This window comes from Pantoea sp. GM01 (genome assembly GCF_000282675.1).
Lineage (GTDB): Bacteria > Pseudomonadota > Gammaproteobacteria > Enterobacterales > Enterobacteriaceae > Pantoea > Pantoea nemavictus.
On sequence record NZ_AKIU01000055.1, the window covers coordinates 93,384 to 114,712 of the forward strand.

Sequence of the window (21,329 nt, forward strand, 5' to 3'; positions counted from 1 at the left end):
GTATTGAATGACCACTGGCGGCCAGTCTCAAATAGGAAATGTCGATCTTGTTAAACAACTTAATAGTGCAGCCGTTTATCGGCTAATAGATCAACAAGGGCCCATTTCGCGCATACAGATAGCCGAACACAGTCAGCTTGCGCCCGCCAGTGTCACCAAAATCACCCGCCAGCTCATTGAGCGCGGCCTCATCAAAGAGGTGGAGCAACAAGCCTCCACCGGTGGGCGCCGCGCCATCTCGATTATTACCGAAACCCGTCATTTTCATACTATCGGCGTACGCTTAGGGCGTAATGACGCCACGCTGACGCTATTCGATCTGAGCGGAAAATCACTGGCGCAGGAAGATTATCCGCTGCCGGAGCGCACCCAGGAAACGTTGGAGAATGCGCTGTTCAATGCCATCAGCGCTTTTATGGCATCACATCAGCGTAAGATTCATGAGCTGATCGCCATTGCGGTGATTCTGCCGGGTTTAGTCGATCCGATTAATGGCATCATTCGCTATATGCCGCATATCGCGGTAAGTCACTGGCCACTGGTTTCCAGTCTGAAAAAACGCTTTAACGTCACCAGTTTTGTTGGTCATGACATTCGCAGTTTGGCACTGGCAGAGCACTACTTCGGTGCAAGCCGCGACTGTGCTGACTCCATTCTGGTGCGTTTACACCGTGGTACCGGCGCTGGCATTATTGCCAATGGCCATATTTTCCTCGGCAGCAACGGTAACGTTGGCGAGATCGGCCATATTCAGGTCGATCCGTTAGGTGAACGCTGCCATTGCGGAAACTTCGGTTGTCTGGAAACCATCGCTGCCAATGGTGCGATTGAAAATCGCGTGCGGCACCTGCTTAATCAGGGCTATCCCAGCTCACTAACACTTAATGATTGCCTGATGCCGCAGATCTGTCGCGCAGCTAATCAAGGTGACGCGCTGGCGTGCGAAGTTATCGAATACGTCGGCCGCTATTTGGGTAAAGCGATTGCCATCGCCATCAACCTGTTCAATCCGCAAAAAGTGGTGCTGGCCGGTGAAATCACTGAAGCCGACAAAGTGCTGTTTCCTGCCATTGAAGGTTGCATCAATACGCAGACACTTCCGGCATTTCGTAAGAATCTGCCGGTGATGCGTTCCGAGCTCGATCATCGCTCGGCAATTGGCGCCTTTGCCTTAGCAAAACGCGCTATGCTGAATGGCATTTTGTTGCAACATCTGCTGGAAGAGTAATCACCAGCCTGCTATCTGGCAGGCCCGACCGGATGCAATCTATGACGATTAAAAGCGTAATCTGTGACATTGACGGCGTGTTGATGCACGACAACACCGCCGTTCCCGGCGCGAACGAATTTCTGCAGCGCATTCTGGCGAAAGATATGCCATTGGTGGTATTGACCAACTACCCATCACAAACGGCTCTTGATCTGGCCAACCGCTTTGCGAACGCGGGGGTTGAGGTGCCAGATTCGGTGTTTTATACCTCGGCGATGGCCACGGCTGACTTCCTCAAGCGTCAGGAGGGGAAAAAAGCCTATGTGATTGGCGAAGGTGCATTAATCCATGAGCTGTACAAAGCGGGCTTTACTATCACCGACGTCAATCCAGATTTCGTAATCGTGGGTGAAACGCGCTCATTTAATTGGGACATGATGCATAAAGCGGCGTTCTTCGTTGCTAACGGCGCACGCTTTATCGCAACCAATCCCGATACGCATGCGCGTGGCTTTGTTCCCGCCTGCGGGGCGCTCTGTGCCGGGATTGAGACCATTTCTGGCCGCAAACCGTTTTATGTTGGTAAGCCAAGCCCGTACATCATGCGCGCGGCATTAAACAAAATGCATGCGCATTCTGAAGAGACGGTGATTGTCGGGGATAACCTTCGTACCGATATTTTGGCAGGCTTCCAGGCCGGCCTGGAAACCATTCTGGTGCTGTCGGGCGTTTCAACGCTCAGTGATATTGATGCGATGCCATTCCGACCGGACTGGATTTACCCATCGGTCGCCGATATCGATCTCTTTTGATATCAGCCATAATCTCTTCTTATAGCCCTGCTCAAGCAGGGCTTTTGTTTTTAATGAGGTAAATCCCTCCTCCGGCGATCATCACCTGAACACAAATTGAGCAACAATTCAAATTCATTAGATACTATCTAAATTAAACGTGTATTTATTGAATAAAATTCAACGTTACGCGCCTATCAACATTCTTTTTATCAAAGAATCGTGATTTCACTTGCACTACCACCATCACTTAGCGCATTTTCTTATACATCACGCAGTCATTGCTGCCGGACAAACGTAGAAATAACTTCGCCACAAGGTGAGATCAGGAGTCAGTTATGTGTTCAATTTTTGGTGTGCTGGATCTGAAGAGCGATCCTATTGAGCTGCGCAAGAAAGCGCTGGAATCTTCTCGTCTGATGCGTCACCGCGGCCCAGATTGGTCAGGTGTTTATGCGGATGATAAAGCCATTCTGGTGCATGAGCGCTTGTCGATTGTTGACGTTAACAACGGCGCACAGCCGCTGTATAACGCTGACCACACCCACGTACTGGCTGTTAACGGTGAAATTTATAACCATCAAGCGCTGCGTGCCGAGCTGAGCGATCGTTACGCCTTCCAGACTGGTTCCGACTGCGAAGTTATTCTGGCGCTGTATCAGGAAAAAGGCGTTGATTTTCTCGACGAACTGCAGGGCATGTTCGCCTTTATTCTGTGGGACAGCGTTAAGCAGCAATACCTGATTGGCCGCGACCATATCGGCATTATCCCGCTGTATATGGGCAACGATGAGCACGGCAACCTGTATGTTGCTTCCGAAATGAAAGCACTGGTGCCAGTATGCCGTAGCATTAAAGAGTTCCCGCCGGGAAGCTACATGTCGAGCGCCGATGGTGAAATTCGTCGTTACTGGCAGCGTGACTGGATGGAGTTTTCCGCCGTCGAGCACAACACCACCGACGCAGCAGAGCTGAAACATGCGCTGGAAGAGTCAGTGAAAAGTCACCTGATGTCCGACGTACCTTACGGCGTGCTGCTGTCTGGTGGACTCGACTCTTCCATTATCTCTGCCGTCACCAAGCGTTTCGCCGCAAAACGTGTAGAAGATGCCGATAAGAGTGATGCCTGGTGGCCGCAGCTGCACTCCTTTGCGGTGGGCCTGGAAGGTTCTCCAGACCTGAAAGCAGCGAAATCGGTGGCAGAGCATCTTGGCACCGTGCACCACGAAATCCATTTCACCGTGCAGGAAGGTCTGGATGCGATTCGTGACGTGATTTATCACATTGAAACCTACGATGTGACCACCATTCGCGCATCTACGCCGATGTATTTGATGTCGCGTAAAATCAAAGCGATGGGCATCAAAATGGTGCTGTCAGGCGAAGGTGCGGATGAAGTCTTTGGCGGCTATCTCTATTTCCATAAAGCGCCAAACGCTAAAGAATTCCATGAAGAGAACGTGCGTAAATTGCTGGCTCTGCATATGTTTGACTGCGCTCGCGCCAACAAAGCGATGTCCGCCTGGGGCGTGGAAGCGCGCGTACCGTTCCTCGATAAGAAATTCCTCGACGTGGCGATGCGTATCAACCCGGAAGATAAACTGTGCGGCAGTAACGGCAAGATGGAGAAACACATTCTGCGTGAATGCTTCTCTTCATATCTGCCAGAAAGCGTGGCGTGGCGCCAGAAAGAGCAGTTCTCTGACGGTGTTGGCTACAGCTGGATCGATACGCTGAAAGAAGTGGCGGCGAAGCAGATCACTGACCAACAGTTGTCGACTGCGCATTTCCGCTTCCCGTACAACACACCGAACTCGAAAGAAGCGTATCTGTATCGCGAAATCTTTGAGGAGTTGTTCCCAATTGCCAGCGCTGCAGAGTGTGTACCGGGCGGTCCATCGGTGGCCTGTTCTTCAGCTAAAGCCATCGAGTGGGATGAAGCCTTTAAATCAATGGATGACCCTTCAGGCCGTGCCGTAGGTGTGCATCAGTCCGCTTATAAATAAGGTTTTTACTCAACAAGATAAGGGGCTCAAATGAGCCCCTTTTTTGTGCAATCGATGATGTCATGAGTGAAAATTGCCGAATAAACCACCAGCCTGGTTACAAGCCAGACAAACAGGCGTTTTAAGGCGAAAAACGGCAAAAAAATTGTTGACGCTACAAGACTCAATACGCATAATGCGCCCCGCAACGCCGATGAAGGTTACGCGAAAAAGATGGCTACGTAGCTCAGCTGGTTAGAGCACATCACTCATAATGATGGGGTCACAGGTTCAAATCCCGTCGTAGCCACCATCTTTTTGCGGGAGTGGCGAAATTGGTAGACGCACTAGATTTAGGTTCTAGCGCCGCAAGGTGTGCGAGTTCAAGTCTCGCCTCCCGCACCATTTCAGTCTTCGGCAGCCGGATGGGGTATCGCCAAGCGGTAAGGCACTGGTTTTTGATACCAGCATTCCCAGGTTCGAATCCTGGTACCCCAGCCAATCCGGAATATGTTGTGGATACAAAATCGACGAATGGGATATCGCCAAGCGGTAAGGCACCGGTTTTTGATACCGGCATTCCCTGGTTCGAATCCAGGTATCCCAGCCATCGTCGGATGCAGTAAGCAGTACCAAGGCTACGTAGCTCAGCTGGTTAGAGCACATCACTCATAATGATGGGGTCACAGGTTCAAATCCCGTCGTAGCCACCAAATTATTGGGGTGTCGCCAAGCGGTAAGGCTCTGGTTTCTGATACCAGCATTCCGGGGTTCGAATCCCTGCACCCCAGCCATAAAAAGACAATTTGATTAAACACCTATTGGGGTGTCGCCAAGCGGTAAGGCACTGGTTTCTGATACCAGCATTCCGGGGTTCGAATCCCTGCACCCCAGCCAAATTGCACAATAAAGCCCGCTTTTGCGGGCTTTATTGTTTTCTGCTTTCGGGCATTAACCCGGAGCGCATTGATGCGCCCCTACGATTTATAAACCTAGCGCGTAGCGCAGCACCTTGCGTTTTAACGCTCCGGCATTCTCCGCGGCCATCAGCGCCAGATTGCGCGCAAAGCGTAATGGCGGCAGCTTATTACTAAATGCGAAGTAGAACAGGTCCATCCCGCCCTGCATCAGTAAGTTGTCTTTATAACGCTGACGATGATAACGCTGCAGCACGGCATCCGATGCCCAAAGCTCTGCCTGGCTGCGCGCCTCAACCAGCGTAGTGATCAAAGCATCCACATCCCGATAGCCCAGATTAACACCCTGCCCGGCCAACGGGTTGATGGTATGCGCCGCATCCCCAACCAGCGCTAATCCGGGCATCACATAACGCGTAGCATGACGTCGCACCAGCGGGAACGATGCTGCGGTTTTGACTTTAAAGTTTCCCACACGGGCCGGAAAGTTCGCATGAATCTCTTTCTCCAGCTGTGACAACGGCAAACTTTGCAGCTGACGAATACGCGCCGGCGCGTCATACCACACCAGCGAAGCACGACGATCAAACAGCGGCAGGAAAGCACGTGGCCCTTGCGGCGTAAACTGCTGCCAGGTGGAGTCACCAACATCCTGCTCGCACTCCACGCTGATAAGCATGCAGGATTGCGCATAGTGCCAGCCTCGCACGCCAATGCCCGCTAATTGACGCACCCGCGAGTTGGCACCATCTGCGCCGACCACTAAACGCGCATCCAGCGTTTGGCCGCTATCCAGTTGCACATGCCAGCCAGCGCTGTGCGGCTGCAAACCCTGTAAACTTGCCGGGCAAATTAGCGTGATGCCCTCTTCCTGCATCTTTTCCCACAGCGCCCGCTGCAGCACGCTGTTCTCCACCATGAAGCCCAACTCAGGTAAGCCAAGCGACGCTGCATCAAATGATACATGCGCGTTTTGCCACTCCCAGGTTTCCAACTGCCGATAAGGTGCACAGCGCATATCCAGAACGCGCTGCCAAACCTCCAGCTGCTGCAGCAGCGCGACTGAGGAGGCACCAATCGCGGAAATTCGCACATCCGGCTCGCTGCTAGCATCAAAGGCCGCTGGCTCCGCTCGTTCAATCACTGCCACGCGGAACTGTTGCTGCGCCAGACCACACGCCAGCGCCGCGCCAACCATGCCACCGCCCACGATCACCACATCAAAATGTGAATCCTGCATCGACTCTAATCCTTCTTTTTGCCGTGAGACCTTACAGCATCACGTTGATAGCTAAAGTGTACCGGAAATTCGTCATTCGATGCGACGTGCATGCGTGAAGTATGCAGGGTTAGCTGGTCACAGCTGCAGCGAGGCATTACAATACGCGCCCTGCACTTCGCGTTAACCAATGGCTAGTTCGATGACCAAAAAACTGCATATCAAAACCTGGGGCTGTCAGATGAATGAGTATGATTCATCGAAGATGGCCGATCTGCTGAACAGTACGCACGGCTATACCCTCACTGAGGCAGCTGAAGACGCGGACGTTCTGCTGCTCAACACCTGCTCAATTCGTGAAAAAGCGCAGGAGAAGGTTTTTGCACTGTTAGGCCGTTGGAAAAAGCTGAAAGCCGATAATCCTGAGGTAATCATCGGGGTGGGTGGCTGCGTAGCCTCGCAGGAAGGTGAACGTCTGCGTCAACGCGCCAGTTACGTTGATATCGTGTTTGGTCCACAAACGTTGCATCGCCTGCCGGAGATGATCAACACCGTACGCGGCAGTAAAAGCCCAATCGTAGACATCAGCTTCCCGGAAATCGAAAAGTTTGACCGCCTGCCCGAACCGCGCGCAGATGGCCCAACCGCGTTTGTTTCCATCATGGAAGGCTGCAACAAATACTGCACTTTCTGCGTGGTGCCTTACACCCGCGGTGAGGAAGTAAGCCGTCCAAGCGACGATATTCTGCTTGAGGTCGCCCAGTTGGCCGCTCAGGGCGTACGAGAAGTTAACCTGCTGGGCCAGAACGTCAATGCCTATCGCGGTGCCACCTTTGATGGCGATATCTGTACCTTTGCTGAATTGCTGCGCTTAGTGGCGGCAATCGACGGCATTGACCGTATTCGCTTCACCACCAGCCATCCGATTGAATTTACCGATGACATTATCGAGGTCTATCGTGATACCCCCGAGCTGGCAAGTTTCCTGCACCTGCCCGTCCAGAGCGGCTCGGATCGTATCCTGACCCTGATGAAGCGTGCTCACACCGCACTGGAGTACAAAGCGATTATTCGCAAGCTGAAAGCGGCGCGTCCGGATATCCAGCTGAGCTCTGATTTCATCATCGGCTTCCCGGGTGAGACACAGCAGGACTTCGAGCAGACCATGAAGCTGGTGGGCGAAGTGAATTTCGATGTGAGCTTCAGCTTTATCTACTCGATGCGCCCAGGCACGCCAGCGGCCGATCTGCCAGATGATGTGTCGGAAGAGGAGAAAAAGCAGCGTCTCCACATCCTGCAAGACCGCATCAATCAACAGGTAATGGCATGGAGCCGCCGCATGTTGGGCACTACGCAGCGCGTACTGGTCGAAGGAATTTCGCGCAAGAATGTGATGGAGCTGACCGGTCGTACCGATAACAACCGCGTAGTGAATTTCGAAGCGCCGGTTGAAATGATCGGTAAGTTTGTTGATGTTGAAATTGTTGATGTCTACGCCAGCTCACTGCGTGGCGTGCTGGTGCGCACCGAAGAGCAAATGGCGCTGCGTGTAGAAGAGAGTCCAGCGTCGGTGATTGCCCGTACCCGCAAAGAGAACGACATCGGCGTTGGTCTTTTCCAGCCTTGAAACCTCAAACGTTGAGCGATAGCGCACAAAGCGCTGTCGCCTGTTTCATCCTGTCGCCCTTGCTTTCCGCAGACGCTGCCCAAATATCGTTTCTGAAGCTTGCGCCTATGCGCAGCGCCATAAATAATTCCATAAAGATGCTGAACGCTTTGATGCCAGCATCCGGCACACCTTTTCAACTGGCCCTGAGTGACCTTAAGGATTCATTTGAATATCGAAACGCGTGAAATAGCCCTTGAACCGGCAGATAACCAACGACTGATGAGCTTGTGCGGTCCGATGGATGACAATGTGAAGCAGCTAGAGCGCCGTTTGGGCCTTGAAATCAAACGTCGCGATAACCTGTTCACGCTGACTGGACGCTCGCTGTGCGTGGACGCTGCCGTGAATATCCTGCGGACCCTGTACGTTGATACCGCCCCGATGCGTGGTCAGATTAAAGATATCGAACCGGACCAGATTCACCTGGCGATCAAAGAGAGCCGTGTGCTGGAACAAAGCGCTGAGAGCGTGCCGGAATTCGGCAAAGCGGTGAATATCAAAACCAAGCGCGGCGTGATCAAACCGCGCACGCCTAACCAGGCGCAATACATCGCTAACATTTTCGCGCACGACATCACTTTTGGTATTGGCCCGGCCGGTACCGGTAAAACCTATCTGGCGGTGGCTGCCGCGGTGGATGCGTTGGAACGTCAGGAGATTCGTCGTATTTTGCTGACGCGTCCGGCGGTGGAAGCCGGTGAAAAACTCGGCTTCCTGCCCGGCGACCTCAGCCAGAAAGTGGACCCCTATTTGCGTCCACTCTACGACGCGCTGTTCGAAATGCTCGGCTTTGAGCGTGTAGAGAAACTGATTGAGCGTAACGTCATCGAAGTCGCTCCGCTGGCCTACATGCGCGGACGCACGCTGAACGACGCTTTCGTCATTCTTGATGAGAGCCAGAACACCACCATCGAGCAGATGAAAATGTTCCTGACGCGTATCGGCTTCAATTCCAAAGCGGTGATTACCGGTGATATAACGCAGATTGACTTGCCGCGTAGCACCAAATCCGGCTTGCGCCACGCCATTGAAGTGCTGGCAGAAGTCGATGAGATCAGCTTTAACTTTTTCCACAGCGAAGACGTGGTGCGTCATCCGGTTGTCGCACGCATCGTGAATGCTTATGAAGCCTGGGAAACCGCCGATCAGAAACGCCGTGATCAACAGGCAGAAGAGCGCAAACGCGAAGCTATCGCGGCTCAGCTTGTCACCCAAACCAGCCCGCAGGAGCGTTCATGAGCGCGGTGATTTTAGACTTACAGCTGGCCTGCGCCGATGAAAACCATCTGCCTGCGGAGAGCGATTTTCAACGCTGGCTGGAAGCGGCGGTAACACCCTTTCAGCCGGAAAGCGAAGTCACTGTTCGCCTGGTGGATGAGGCGGAGAGTAATGAGCTTAATCTGACTTATCGCGGCAAAGATAAGCCGACGAACGTGCTCTCTTTCCCGTTTGAAGCCCCCCCGGGAATTGAGTTACCGCTACTGGGCGATCTGATCATTTGCCGCCAGGTTGTCGAGCAAGAGGCTGCTGAACAAGGTAAAACCGTTGAAGCGCATTGGGCGCATATGGTTGTGCACGGTACGCTGCATCTGCTGGGGTACGACCATATCGAAGATGAAGAAGCCGAAGAGATGGAGGCGCTGGAGACCGAGATAATGCTTGCTCTTGGTTATCCTGATCCGTACATTTCGGAGAAAGAAGACGCCTGAGCCGTTGGTTCAGGTTATTGCGCTGCTGGCGCGGATGCCAGCAGCCCCAATCCCTCATTAGAGAGAACGAAATAAAAACGCCATGAGCGACGACCATTCTCAAAACAGCGACGCACCCAGTAGTAAAAAGGGATTTTTCTCCCTGCTAATCAACCAACTGTTTCACGGTGAGCCAAAAAACCGTGATGAACTGCTGGGGTTAATCCGCGATTCTGAGCAGAAAGAGCTGATCGACCAGGATACCCGCGACATGCTCGAAGGGGTGCTGGATATTGCCGAACAGCGCGTGCGGGACATCATGATCCCACGCTCACAAATGATCACCCTGAAACGCAACCAAACTCTGGAAGAGTGCCTGGCGGTGATTATTGAATCTGCGCATTCACGTTTCCCGGTGATCAGCGAAGACAAAGATCATGTTGAAGGCATTTTGATGGCCAAAGACCTGTTGCCGTTTATGACGAGCGCGTCTGAGCCGTTCAGCATGGAAAAGGTGCTGCGCACCGCCGTGGTGGTGCCTGAAAGCAAGCGCGTTGACCGCATGCTAAAAGAGTTCCGCTCGCAGCGTTATCACATGGCAATTGTCATTGATGAATTTGGTGGCGTCTCTGGTCTGGTGACCATTGAGGATATTCTTGAGCTGATTGTTGGCGAAATTGAAGATGAGTATGACGATGAAGAAGGTCGTGATATTCGCCAGCTCAATCGTTACACCTACACCATGCGTGCTTTAACGCAAATTGAAGATTTTAACGAAGTCTTTGGCACCGATTTCAGCGATGACGAAGTCGATACCATTGGCGGATTGGTCATGCAGGGATTCGGCCACCTTCCCGCTCGCGGCGAAAGTATTGTCATTGATGGTTATCAGTTCAAAGTCGCAATGGCTGACAGCCGCCGTATTATCCAGGTGCATGTAAAAATTCCGGAAGACTCACCCCAACCGCAACTGGAAGACGAATAATTTTATGGCTTTAGCCTCTCTTTACTCGCAGCAGCGGGTACGCCTGCTGCTGGCGTTAATTATGGGTGCCATTGGCACCCTTTCCTTTTCTCCCTACGATTTCTGGCCCGCTGCGTTAATTTCGCTGTTTGGTCTGCAGCTGTTACTGCTGGAACGCCGCACTGCACAGGCGGCGGCCATCGGCTTCGTCTGGGGATTTGGACTGTTTGGTAGCGGCATCAACTGGGTCTACGTCAGCATAGCCACCTTCGGTGGCATGCCCGGCCCGGTTAACATCTTCCTGGTGATTCTGCTGGCGGCCTATCTGTCGCTTTATCCGCTGCTGTTCGCCAGCTTACTTAACCGTTTCTGGCCACGCGCAACGCTATGGCGTTTGGCGTTGGCAGCACCGGCTTTATGGCAAGTTAGCGAATTCCTGCGCGGCTGGGTTCTCACCGGCTTTCCGTGGCTGCAGTTTGGCTACAGCCAGATTGACGGCCCGCTGAAGGGGTTAGCGCCGTTAGCCGGGGTAGAAACCATTACTTTCCTGCTGATGGTTATCGCTGGCCTGCTGGTTCACGCGTTACATCACCGCACGGTAAAAAGTTTAATAGCCGCCGCGTTACTGCTGTTGCTGCCGTGGCCACTGCGCATGCTGCAGTGGTATCAGCCGCTGCCAGAACGTAGTGTTGATGTCGCCATGGTGCAAGGCAACATTCCACAGTCGATGAAGTGGAATCCCCAGCAGTTACTGAATACGCTGCGCGTCTACACCTCATACAGCCAGCCGTTTATCGGTAAAGCACCGATCATCATCTGGCCGGAATCGGCGATTACCGATCTGGAAAGCAACCAGCAGCCGTTTCTGCGTGCGCTGGATGCTAAGCTGCGCGCGCGTGGCAGTTCACTGATTACCGGTATCGTGGATTCGCGCGTGGAAGGTGATCATCGCTATCACGACTATAACTCAGTCATTGTATTGGGTGGCGAGCAGCCTTACAGCTATCAAAGCCAGAACCGTTATCAGAAAAACCATCTGGTACCCTTTGGTGAATTTGTACCGCTCGAGGAGCTGCTGCGGCCATTAGCTCCATTCTTCGATCTCCCGATGTCATCCTTTAGCCGTGGTGCCTATGTTCAGCCGCAGCTGAAAGTGTCGGGTTATAACCTAACCAGCGCTATCTGCTATGAAATCGTGCTGGGGGAACAGGTTCGAGCCAACTTCCGTCCGGATACCAATTTCTTGTTGACGGTCTCTAACGATGCCTGGTTCGGCCATTCGATCGGGCCATGGCAGCATTTCCAGATGGCGCGCATGCGTGCGCTGGAGCTGGGACGTCCGCTGCTGCGTTCTACCAACAATGGCGTTACCGCGGTAGTTAACGCCAACGGCGAGGTGGAGAAGGAGCTGCCACAGTTCACGCGCCAAGTTCTGGAAGCCAAAGTGACACCAACCCGCGGTGAAACACCGTATGCCAAAGCGGGTATCTGGCCAGTATGGATTGTGACGTTGATTGGCATCGTGGTAGCGATTTTGCGCCGTCGTCACTAATCCGGTTGTTGTCACGACAGGCGAAGTAAACACTTCGCCTGTTTTATCCGCTGTTTTCTCTCTCTTCCGCCCCGCTTTCCCCGATTCTCTGCTGTCTTTTTACAGTTATTCATCGTGCTGGCACGATCATTGCTATTTATTTCAGTGATTTTCGCAAACATTGGCTTTTGTCAGCGTATTGCAACCTTTACGCACTAATTTATGGCATTGATGTGCACTCTGTTAGCGCATCGGGAAATTTTTGCCTTTTATTGGTGCGGAGCGGCTCGCAAAAAAGAAACTTTTTTGTTTCATTGCGTTAACAATTCGCTATGTTAATCACTATCCTGCGTGCAGTTGCGCTATGGGATAACTAAAAAAGCAGCACGAAATACACACAACATCACAATCTGCGCAGTTTATGTTCTGCGCGACATCCATACGAAGGAGTTGGAACATGCAGATACGCAAAGTGGCATTATCTCTTTTGCTGTTGGGAGCAGCAGCGGGAGCGGCCCAGGCGGAAGATCTCACCGGTACCCTGAAAAAAATCAATGATAGCGGCGTGATCGTCGTTGGGCATCGTGAGTCGTCAGTTCCCTTTTCTTACTATGACAACCAGCAAAAAGTGGTTGGCTATTCACAGGATTACTCAAACGCCATTATTGCCGCCATTAAGGCCAAGCTGAATAAGCCGGATCTGCAGATTAAAATGCTGCCGATTACCTCACAGAACCGTATTCCACTGTTGCAGAACGGCACCTACGATTTTGAGTGTGGTTCTACCACCAACAACCTTGAGCGTCAGAAACAAGCGGCTTTCTCTGACACCGTGTTCATCATCGGTACGCGTCTGCTGGTGAAAAAAGGCGGCGACATCAAAGATTTCGATGATCTGAAAGGTAAAACCGTTGTGGTGACTTCCGGTACCACCTCTGAAGTGCTGCTGCACAAGCTGAACGATGAGAAGAAAATGGATATGCGCATCATCAGCGCAAAAGACCATGGTGATTCTTTCCGTACGCTGGAGACCGGTCGTGCTGTGGCCTTCATGATGGATGATGCGCTGCTGGCGGGTGAACGTGCGAAGGCCAAGAAGCCTGACAACTGGGATATCGTTGGCACGCCGCAGTCGAAAGAAGCTTACGGCTGCATGCTGCGTAATCAGGATCCCCAGTTCAAACAGCTGATGGATGAAACTATTGCCAAGGCGCAGACCTCGGGCGAGGCGTCAAAATGGTTTGAAACCTGGTTCAAACAGCCAATTCCACCGAAAAATCTGAACCTGAACTTCGAACTTTCAAGTGACATGCAGGCCCTGTTCAAAGCACCGAACGATAAAGCCCTCTGAATTAACAACGACAACAAGGGCAGCCCCGCTGCCCTCTCGATTGCTGAACATGCGGTGCGGACAGACAGACTGTAACAGGCCGTTCCCCTGAAGCAGGACGTAAGACACCGCTCAACAATCTTATGGGTAGCCTCGCTACCCTTTTTTTACCGGAGCTCGTTATGGGTATCGATTGGAACTGGGGCATTTTTCTTGAACAGGCCCCGTTCGGCAATACGACTTACCTTGGCTGGCTGTGGTCCGGATTTCAGGTCACCATTGCGGTGTCCTGCTGCGCCTGGATTATCGCCTTCCTGGTAGGTTCCTTCTTTGGCATTCTGCGTACCGTGCCCAACCGCCTGCTGGCGACGATTGGCACCTGCTACGTGGAACTGTTCCGTAACATCCCGCTGATTGTGCAGTTCTTCTTCTGGTATCTGGTGGCGCCAGAGCTGGTCGGGGAAAACCTTGGCATGTGGTTTAAAGCGGAGCTAGACCCCAATATTCAATTCTTCGTTTCATCCACGATTTGCCTTGGCTTGTTCACCGCAGCACGTGTCTGTGAGCAGGTACGCGCGGCGATTCAGTCGCTGCCAAGTGGTCAGAAAAATGCGGGCTTAGCGATGGGGCTGACACTGCCGCAAACCTATCGTTATGTGCTGCTGCCGAATGCATATCGCGTGATTGTACCGCCGATGACTTCGGAAATGCTCAACCTGGTGAAGAACTCGGCCATCGCCTCAACCATCGGTCTGGTGGATATGGCGGCGCAGGCGGGCAAGCTGTTGGATTATTCCGCCCATGCCTATGAATCCTTTACCGCCATCACCCTGGCGTACGTCGGCATTAACCTGGTGATCATGCTGATTATGAGTGTGGTAGAACGCAAAATCCGCCTGCCTGGCAATATGGGAGGCAAATAATGTACGAGTTTGATTGGAGTTCGATTGTTCCCAGCCTGCCTTACTTATGGAATGGGTTGATCATTACCTTCAAGATCACCGCGATTGCCGTGGTATTTGGCATTATCTGGGGCACAATTTTGGCGGTGATGCGCTTGTCGCCGATTGCGCCGGTGCGCTGGTTTGCCAAGCTTTACGTCAACCTGTTCCGCTCCGTGCCGTTGGTGATGGTGCTGCTATGGTTCTATTTGGTCGTGCCCGCGTTCCTGCAACAGGTGCTGGGCTTATCGCCTAAATCGGATATCCGCCTGATCTCCGCCATGGTGGCATTTGCGTTATTTGAGGCTGCGTACTACTCGGAAATTATCCGCGCGGGCATCCAAAGCATCTCGCGCGGTCAATCCAACGCCGCACTGGCGCTGGGCATGACGCATTGGCAATCGATGAAATTGATCGTGCTGCCGCAGGCGTTCCGCGCCATGGTGCCGCTGTTGCTGACGCAAGGTATTGTCCTGTTCCAGGATACCTCGCTGGTATATGTATTGAGCCTGGCTGACTTCTTCCGCACCGCCTCTACCATTGGTGAGCGCGACGGAACCCAGGTTGAGATGATTTTGTTTGCCGGTCTGGTCTACTTCGTGATCAGCCTGAGCGCTTCGCTGTTGGTTACCTATCTGAAAAGAAAAAGGACGGTTTAAATGATTAGCCTGAAAAATGTTTCAAAGTGGTATGGGCACTTTCAGGTGCTGACCGACTGCTCCACCGAAGTAAAAAAAGGTGAAGTGGTGGTGGTCTGCGGTCCGTCTGGCTCAGGTAAATCAACGCTGATTAAAACCGTCAACGGTCTGGAGCCGATTCAAAAAGGCAGCATTCAGGTGACCGGCACCGAAGTGAATAACAAAAAAACCAACCTCGCCCAGTTGCGTAGCAAAGTGGGCATGGTGTTTCAGCACTTCGAACTGTTCCCACATCTCAGCATCATTGAGAATCTGACGCTGGCGCAGGTCAAGGTGCTGAAGCGGGATAAAGCAGCATCGCGCGAGAAAGCGCAGAACCTGCTAAAACGCGTAGGGCTGGCAGCGCACGCCGATAAATTCCCGGGGCAGCTTTCCGGTGGTCAGCAGCAGCGTGTAGCGATCGCCCGTGCATTGTGCATGGATCCGGTAGCAATGCTGTTTGATGAGCCGACGTCTGCGCTCGATCCAGAAATGATCAACGAAGTGTTAGACGTAATGGTTGAGTTAGCGAATGAAGGTATGACCATGATGGTGGTGACGCATGAAATGGGCTTTGCGCGTAAAGTCGCTAACCGCGTGATCTTTATGGATGAAGGGAAAATTATTGAAGACACCAATAAGGATGACTTCTTTAACAATCCGCAATCCGACCGCGCGAAAGACTTCCTGGCGAAGATCCTGCACTGATTAGCGCCATAAATTGCGCCGCTACGATAAGTGCTCGTACTCGTAGCGGCGCGATTCATCGCGCGGGGGTTATTCGTTCATAAAATCAGGGTTCAAATGGCTGACGCTGGAACTGATCGTGGCCACACTCCGGGCAGCGCGTTAAGCTCTCTGGCGTATAAATCGCCCGCGTGAAGCCGCACTTCTCGCAGACTAAATTCCCCAAGCCGACCACTTCTCCGCTCTGGTAAACGCCATGATGACGGAGATCCTGAAACACTTCGCGCCACTCTAACTGGCTTTTATCAGTGATATCCGCCAGTTCTTTCCACAGGCTCTCACGAATCACCCGCAAAAACACCGAATCGCCGACGACATCAGAAGACTCCTGATAGCTCAGCGCAAACTCATGCAAATCGCGCCGTACGGCACGCATCACTTCATTCACCTCGGCGGGCGACAGCGTCTTCTTCGCCAGCAAACTTTGCCTTGCCTCCGCGACCAGTGCATCAACATCACGCTCGCCATGATCCAAACGTTGGGATAATGCTTCAATCGTTGCACGGTATTCCTGCGCCACGTTATTCATTTTGTTCTCCTTTCCGCTACGGGTGCTGCAGTTAAGTTTAGCTGCTTTGGCACATTTGCAGCGCTGACAACGAGAGAAATCACAAAAGGGTGAAAGCGGCGGCGCATTCAGCAGAAATCCGGTTTGCAGGGGCGTGAAAAGTTGTTGAGGCGCAGCCTTATGGGTATGCTATGCGGATCTATGCTTAGCGATTTTCGATTTTCACAAAGGACCACAGGCAGCCATGCAAGAGCAATACCGCCCGGAAGAGATAGAAACCCGCGTCCAACAACACTGGGACGAAAACGAAACCTTTAAAGTGACCGAGCAGGAAGGCAAAGAGAAGTATTACTGCCTGTCCATGCTGCCCTATCCTTCTGGTCGCCTACACATGGGCCACGTGCGTAACTACACCATTGGCGATGTGATTGCGCGTTACCAGCGCATGCTTGGCAAAAACGTGCTGCAACCCATCGGTTGGGATGCATTTGGTCTGCCGGCGGAAGGCGCCGCGGTGAAAAATAACACTGCCCCTGCACCGTGGACTTACGACAACATCGCCTATATGAAGAACCAGCTGAAACTGCTGGGCTTTGGCTACGACTGGAGCCGTGAACTGGCGACCTGCCAGCCAGAATACTACCGCTGGGAGCAGTGGTTCTTCACTAAGCTGTATGAAAAAGGCATGGTCTATAAGAAGACCTCTGCGGTGAACTGGTGCCCGAACGATCAGACGGTGCTGGCCAACGAGCAGGTTATTGATGGCTGCTGCTGGCGTTGCGACACTAAAGTTGAGCGCAAAGAGATCCCGCAGTGGTTTGTGAAAATCACCGCTTATGCGGAAGAGCTGCTCAACGATCTTGATACGCTGGAAGATTGGCCGGAACAGGTCAAAACCATGCAGCGTAACTGGATTGGCCGTTCAGAAGGCGTGGAAATCACCTTTGATGTGGTTAATAGCGCTGAGAAGCTGACCGTTTACACCACGCGTCCAGACACCTTCATGGGTGCAACTTATTTGGCTGTTGCCGCAGGTCACCCGCTGGCACAGCAAGCTGCCGCCACGAATCCCGCTTTGGCTGAATTCATTGATGAATGCCGTACCACCAAAGTCGCCGAAGCAGACATGGCAACGATGGAGAAGAAAGGCGTGGCCACCGGCCTGTCTGCAATCCATCCGTTGACCGGTGAAGAGATCCCGGTGTGGGTCGCTAACTTCGTGCTGATGGAATATGGCACCGGTGCGGTAATGGCCGTTCCAGGTCACGATCAGCGTGACTGGGAGTTCGCCACCAAATACAACCTGAACATTAAGCCTGTCGTGCTGAACCTCGACGGTTCCGAGCCGGATCTGAGTGCCGCAGCGATGACCGAAAAAGGCTCGCTGTTCAACTCTGGCGAGTACAACGGTTTGGATCATCAGGCGGGCTTTAATGCTATCGCCGACGCGCTGGCTGCCAAAGGCGTCGGTGTGCGTAAAGTGAATTACCGTCTGCGCGACTGGGGCGTTTCCCGTCAGCGTTACTGGGGCGCACCGATTCCAATGGTGACGCTGGAAGATGGCACCGTCATGCCTACGCCAGAAGATCAGCTGCCGGTTATCCTGCCTGAAGACGTTGTCATGGATGGTATTACCAGCCCAATCAAAGCCGATCCTGAGTGGGCCAAAACTACCGTAAACGGCCAGCCAGCGCTGCGTGAAACCGATACCTTTGACACCTTCATGGAGTCATCGTGGTATTACGCACGCTACACCTGCACCCATTACAACGAAGGCATGCTGGATCCGGCGGCAGCGAATTACTGGCTGCCGGTCGATCAGTATGTTGGCGGTATCGAACACGCCATCATGCATCTGCTGTACTTCCGCTTCTATCACAAGCTGCTGCGTGATGCGGGCCTGGTGAACTCGAATGAGCCGGCTAAACGCCTGCTGTGTCAGGGCATGGTTCTGGCCGATGCGTTCTACTATATCGGCGTGAACGGCGAGCGTAACTGGGTGTCTCCGGTAGACGTGACCGTTGAGCGCGATGAAAAAGGCCGCATTGTCAAAGCCACCGATACTGAAGGCCGTGAAGTGGTATACGCAGGCATGAGCAAAATGTCGAAGTCGAAAAATAACGGCATCGATCCACAGCTGATGGTTGAACGCTACGGTGCGGATACTGTACGCCTGTTCATGATGTTCGCTTCCCCGGCAGAGATGACGCTGGAGTGGCAGGAATCGGGCGTTGAAGGCGCCAACCGCTTCCTGAAGCGCGTGTGGAAGCTGGCTTACGAACATGTTGCCAAAGGCGCGACCGTTGCCCTGGACGTAAATGGCCTGAATGACGAGCAGAAAGCGCTGCGTCGCGATCTGCACAAAACTATCGCCAAAGTGGCCGATGATGTGGGTCGTCGTCAGACGTTTAACACCGCTATCGCGGCTATCATGGAGCTAATGAACAAGCTGATCCGTGCGCCACAGGAAAGCGAACAAGATCGTGCACTGCTGCAGGAAGCACTGGTGGCGGTGACTCGTCTGCTTTATCCGTTTACCCCGCACGCCAGCTACGTGCTGTGGCAGGCGCTGGGCGGCGAAGGCAGCATTGACGAAGCGAGCTGGCCGGTTGCCGATGAAGCCGCTATGGTGGAAGACTCGCTGCTGGTGGTGGTTCAGGTCAATGGCAAAGTGCGCGGCAGGATTACCGTTGCGCCGGATGCAACGCAGGAGCAGGTGCAGGCGCGTGCTGCACAGGAGCATCTGGTGGCGAAATATCTGGAAGGCGTCACCATTCGTAAAGTGATTTATGTCCCTGGCAAACTGCTTAACCTGGTTGTGGGTTAAGTTCAGGAGGAACTGTGCGACAACTGATTATCAGGCTGTTTGTCCTGCTTGCGGTAATGATTACCGCAGGCTGTGGTTTTCACCCGCGCGGCACCACGGCGGTGCCGAGTGAAATGAAAACGCTCATCGTCCAGACCGGCGATCCCTATGGTCCACTGGCGCGCGCCGTGCGCCAGCAGCTGCGTATCAACAATGTGAATATTATTGAAGACAGTGATGAGGCTAGTGCTAAGTATCCAACGCTACGTCTTGGTTCAGCAAGGCAAGGACGAGATACTGCATCGGTGTTTATCAGCGGTACCACCGCGGAATATTCTCTGGTGATGACGGTGACGGCGCAGGTTCTGCTGCCGGGTAAAGGCATCTACCCGATTAGCACTACCGTGTATCGCTCTTTCTTCGACAACCCGAACGCCGCACTGGCGAAGGATGCCGAGCAAGATATGATTGTGCAAGAGATGCGTCAGCGTGCCGCCGAACAGTTAGTACGTAAACTGCTGACTGTGCATGCCGCGCAGATAAATAACAAACAAACGTTGTCAGAGCCTGACGTGATTTTGCCGGGAGAAAACTCACCGGAAGTGTCATCTTCGTCAGCTACCAGTCTGCAATGATCAGGATTTATCCTGAACAACTGAGCGCGCAGCTTCGTGAGGGGCTGCGCGCCTGTTATTTTCTTACCGGCAACGAACCGCTGCTGATACAGGAAAGCGCGGATGCAATTCGTGTCACTGCAACAGCGCAAGGATTTGAAGAGCATTTCAGCGTCACTCTTGATGCACAAACTGACTGGGATGCGATCTTCGTCAGTTGCCAATCGCTTAGCCTGTTTACCCAACGCCAAACGCTAACCCTGCAGCTGCCGGAAAACGGCCCTAACGCCGCCATCGCCGAGCAGTTGGTGAAGCTGGCGACGTTGTTGCACAGCGATATTTTGCTGGTGTTGCGGATGGCTAAGTTAACCAAAGCGCAGGAGAACAGCGCCTGGTTCAAAGCCCTGAGTGCGCATGCCGTGCTGGTGCCATGCCAAACGCCTGAGCAAGCACAGCTGCCGCGTTGGGTTGCCAGCCGTGCCAAAACGATGAAGCTCAGCGTCGATGACGCCGCAATCCAACTGCTCTGCTACTGCTACGAAGGCAACCTGCTGGCATTGGCTCAAGCGCTGGAACGTTTATCGCTACTGTGGCCAGATGGCAAATTGACCTTGCCGCGCGTGGAAGCCGCCGTTAACGATGCCGCGCACTTTACCCCGTTTCACTGGGTTGATGCGCTACTGGCAGGGAAAAGTAAACGTGCCCTGCATATTCTGCATCAGCTGGAGAAAGAGGACAGCGAAGTCGTTATTCTGCTGCGTACGCTACAGCGCGATTTGCTCACCTTATTGCACCTGCAGCGTAATCAGGCGAAACAAGCACTGCGTACGTTGATGGATCAGCAACGAATCTGGCAAAACCGCCGCGCACTGTTTACCGAAGCACTACAGCGTCTTGATGCACGTCGTTTACAGCGTGCGGTGCAGCTGCTGGCAGAGCTGGAGCTCAGCATGAAGCAGGATTACGGGCAAAATCTATGGCCACAGCTGGAAACGCTGTCGCTGCTGCTGTGCCACCGCGATTTCCCCTTGAGCTTTACCGATGTCTAAACTCTATGCCCTGTTTGGCGGCACCTTCGATCCGATTCATTATGGTCATCTGCGCCCGGTAGAAGCTCTGGCACAGCAGGTCGGTTTGAAGAAGGTGACGCTTTTACCGAACAATGTGCCGCCGCATCGTCCGCAGCCTGAGGCCAGTGCGCAGCAGCGTGTTGAGATGTTGCGCTGTGCTATCGCTGACCGCCCCTTGTTTGATATCGATACACGCGAGCTGGAGCGTGAAACGCCCTCATGGACCGTCGCCACGCTGGAAGCACTGCGTGCCGAGCGCGGCGCAAAACAGCCCCTGGGGTTTATCATTGGTCAGGATTCTCTGCTAACGTTAGGCAAATGGCATCGCTGGCAGGAGTTGCTGTCGCTGTGTCATTTACTGGTTTGCCAACGTCCGGGTTACGCCACGCAAATGGACACGCCACAAATGCAGCAGTGGCTTGATGATCATCTTGCCGATGATGCGCAGCAGCTGCATCACTCACCCGCAGGAAAGATTTGGCTGGCTGATACGCCGCTCCTCAACATCTCAGCGACTGAGATTCGTCAACGTCGCCATGCGGGCGCTTCCTGCGCGGATTTACTGCCTGAGGCGGTCATCGGCTATATCAATAGCGTTGGCTTATATCGCAGCTAAAGGTGGCATGCTATACTGCGCCGCTTCATTTTCGGCTACCTTTCTC

Annotated in this window: 18 protein-coding genes and 7 tRNA genes; 23 read left to right on the plus strand and 2 right to left on the minus strand. The window is 53.2% G+C overall.

Annotated features, from left to right (window positions below; all coding sequences use genetic code 11):
• The first annotated feature begins 7 nt into the window (after window positions 1-7).
• From PMI17_RS16445 to PMI17_RS16490, 10 genes are all read left to right on the plus strand, one after another.
• Window positions 8-1,228 (plus strand): N-acetylglucosamine repressor, encoded by a 1,221-nt coding sequence (locus tag PMI17_RS16445; RefSeq protein WP_007890678.1) that lies wholly within the window; start codon window positions 8-10, stop codon window positions 1,226-1,228.
• Between the two features lie 41 nt (window positions 1,229-1,269).
• Window positions 1,270-2,022, plus strand: a complete 753-nt coding sequence (locus tag PMI17_RS16450) for an HAD-IIA family hydrolase (protein ID WP_036621535.1) — start codon at window positions 1,270-1,272, stop codon at window positions 2,020-2,022.
• A gap of 317 nt (window positions 2,023-2,339) precedes the next feature.
• Window positions 2,340-4,007 carry an asparagine synthase B gene (gene asnB, locus PMI17_RS16455; protein WP_007890680.1) on the plus strand — a complete coding sequence of 556 codons (1,668 nt, stop codon included), beginning with the start codon at window positions 2,340-2,342 and terminating at the stop codon, window positions 4,005-4,007.
• Between the two features lie 215 nt (window positions 4,008-4,222).
• Window positions 4,223-4,299, plus strand: a tRNA-Met gene (locus PMI17_RS16460).
• Between the two features lie 7 nt (window positions 4,300-4,306).
• Window positions 4,307-4,391 (plus strand) — tRNA-Leu (locus PMI17_RS16465).
• A gap of 21 nt (window positions 4,392-4,412) precedes the next feature.
• Window positions 4,413-4,487 (plus strand) — tRNA-Gln (locus PMI17_RS16470).
• Between the two features lie 34 nt (window positions 4,488-4,521).
• A tRNA-Gln gene (locus PMI17_RS16475) sits at window positions 4,522-4,596 on the plus strand.
• A gap of 26 nt (window positions 4,597-4,622) precedes the next feature.
• Window positions 4,623-4,699, plus strand: a tRNA-Met gene (locus PMI17_RS16480).
• 6 nt (window positions 4,700-4,705) lie between these two features.
• A tRNA-Gln gene (locus PMI17_RS16485) sits at window positions 4,706-4,780 on the plus strand.
• 28 nt (window positions 4,781-4,808) lie between these two features.
• A tRNA-Gln gene (locus tag PMI17_RS16490) sits at window positions 4,809-4,883 on the plus strand.
• Between the two features lie 87 nt (window positions 4,884-4,970).
• On the opposite strand, the gene ubiF is transcribed toward PMI17_RS16490, so the two are convergent.
• Window positions 4,971-6,143 (minus strand): 3-demethoxyubiquinol 3-hydroxylase, encoded by a 1,173-nt coding sequence (gene ubiF / locus PMI17_RS16495; RefSeq protein ID WP_007890681.1) that lies wholly within the window; start codon window positions 6,141-6,143, stop codon window positions 4,971-4,973.
• A 181-nt stretch (window positions 6,144-6,324) separates the two neighbouring features.
• Between ubiF and miaB the strand changes: the two genes are divergently transcribed.
• From miaB to PMI17_RS16540, 9 genes are all read left to right on the plus strand, one after another.
• A complete protein-coding gene (gene miaB / locus PMI17_RS16500) occupies window positions 6,325-7,749 on the plus strand; it encodes a tRNA (N6-isopentenyl adenosine(37)-C2)-methylthiotransferase MiaB (protein WP_007890682.1) in 1,425 nt (474 codons plus the stop codon).
• 207 nt (window positions 7,750-7,956) lie between these two features.
• The gene (locus tag PMI17_RS16505; protein WP_007890683.1) at window positions 7,957-9,030 is read left to right on the plus strand and encodes a PhoH family protein; all 1,074 of its coding nucleotides are present in this window, start codon (window positions 7,957-7,959) and stop codon (window positions 9,028-9,030) included.
• Window positions 9,027-9,500: an rRNA maturation RNase YbeY gene (gene ybeY / locus PMI17_RS16510; RefSeq protein WP_007890684.1), complete on the plus strand. Its 474-nt coding sequence runs from the start codon at window positions 9,027-9,029 to the stop codon at window positions 9,498-9,500. Before PMI17_RS16505 ends, ybeY begins: the two co-directional genes overlap by 4 nt.
• 82 nt (window positions 9,501-9,582) lie before the next feature.
• Window positions 9,583-10,464, plus strand: coding sequence for a CNNM family magnesium/cobalt transport protein CorC (corC, locus tag PMI17_RS16515; RefSeq protein WP_007890685.1), 882 nt, complete (start codon window positions 9,583-9,585; stop codon window positions 10,462-10,464).
• Window positions 10,465-10,468: 4 nt separating this feature from the next.
• Entirely contained in the window at window positions 10,469-11,995 is a 1,527-nt protein-coding gene (gene lnt, locus PMI17_RS16520) for an apolipoprotein N-acyltransferase (protein WP_007890686.1), read from the plus strand.
• Window positions 11,996-12,431: 436 nt separating this feature from the next.
• Window positions 12,432-13,325 carry a glutamate/aspartate ABC transporter substrate-binding protein gene (locus tag PMI17_RS16525; RefSeq protein WP_007890687.1) on the plus strand — a complete coding sequence of 298 codons (894 nt, stop codon included), beginning with the start codon at window positions 12,432-12,434 and terminating at the stop codon, window positions 13,323-13,325.
• A 161-nt stretch (window positions 13,326-13,486) separates the two neighbouring features.
• Entirely contained in the window at window positions 13,487-14,227 is a 741-nt protein-coding gene (locus PMI17_RS16530; protein WP_007890688.1) for an amino acid ABC transporter permease, read from the plus strand.
• Window positions 14,227-14,904, plus strand: coding sequence for a glutamate/aspartate ABC transporter permease GltK (gene gltK, locus PMI17_RS16535; RefSeq protein WP_007890689.1), 678 nt, complete (start codon window positions 14,227-14,229; stop codon window positions 14,902-14,904). The genes PMI17_RS16530 and gltK overlap by 1 nt, the downstream gene beginning before the upstream one ends.
• Complete coding sequence (locus PMI17_RS16540) at window positions 14,905-15,630, plus strand: amino acid ABC transporter ATP-binding protein (RefSeq protein ID WP_007890690.1); 726 nt, start codon at window positions 14,905-14,907, stop codon at window positions 15,628-15,630.
• An 85-nt stretch (window positions 15,631-15,715) separates the two neighbouring features.
• Here PMI17_RS16540 and PMI17_RS16545 read toward each other — a convergent pair whose 3' ends face one another.
• A complete protein-coding gene (locus tag PMI17_RS16545) occupies window positions 15,716-16,198 on the minus strand; it encodes a zinc ribbon-containing protein (RefSeq protein WP_007890691.1) in 483 nt (160 codons plus the stop codon).
• Between the two features lie 223 nt (window positions 16,199-16,421).
• Here PMI17_RS16545 and leuS point away from each other — a divergent pair, with 223 nt between their 5' ends.
• Genes leuS through nadD form a run of 4 tightly spaced genes read left to right on the plus strand, consistent with a single transcriptional unit; the run spans window position 16,422 to window position 21,283 of the window.
• Window positions 16,422-19,004 (plus strand): leucine--tRNA ligase, encoded by a 2,583-nt coding sequence (gene leuS / locus PMI17_RS16550; RefSeq protein WP_007890692.1) that lies wholly within the window; start codon window positions 16,422-16,424, stop codon window positions 19,002-19,004.
• Window positions 19,005-19,018: 14 nt separating this feature from the next.
• Window positions 19,019-19,618 (plus strand): LPS assembly lipoprotein LptE, encoded by a 600-nt coding sequence (lptE, locus tag PMI17_RS16555; protein ID WP_007890693.1) that lies wholly within the window; start codon window positions 19,019-19,021, stop codon window positions 19,616-19,618.
• Window positions 19,615-20,646 carry a DNA polymerase III subunit delta gene (holA, locus tag PMI17_RS16560; RefSeq protein ID WP_007890694.1) on the plus strand — a complete coding sequence of 344 codons (1,032 nt, stop codon included), beginning with the start codon at window positions 19,615-19,617 and terminating at the stop codon, window positions 20,644-20,646. Before lptE ends, holA begins: the two co-directional genes overlap by 4 nt.
• Window positions 20,639-21,283 (plus strand): nicotinate-nucleotide adenylyltransferase, encoded by a 645-nt coding sequence (gene nadD / locus PMI17_RS16565; protein ID WP_007890695.1) that lies wholly within the window; start codon window positions 20,639-20,641, stop codon window positions 21,281-21,283. Before holA ends, nadD begins: the two co-directional genes overlap by 8 nt.
• Window positions 21,284-21,329: the final 46 nt, after the last annotated feature.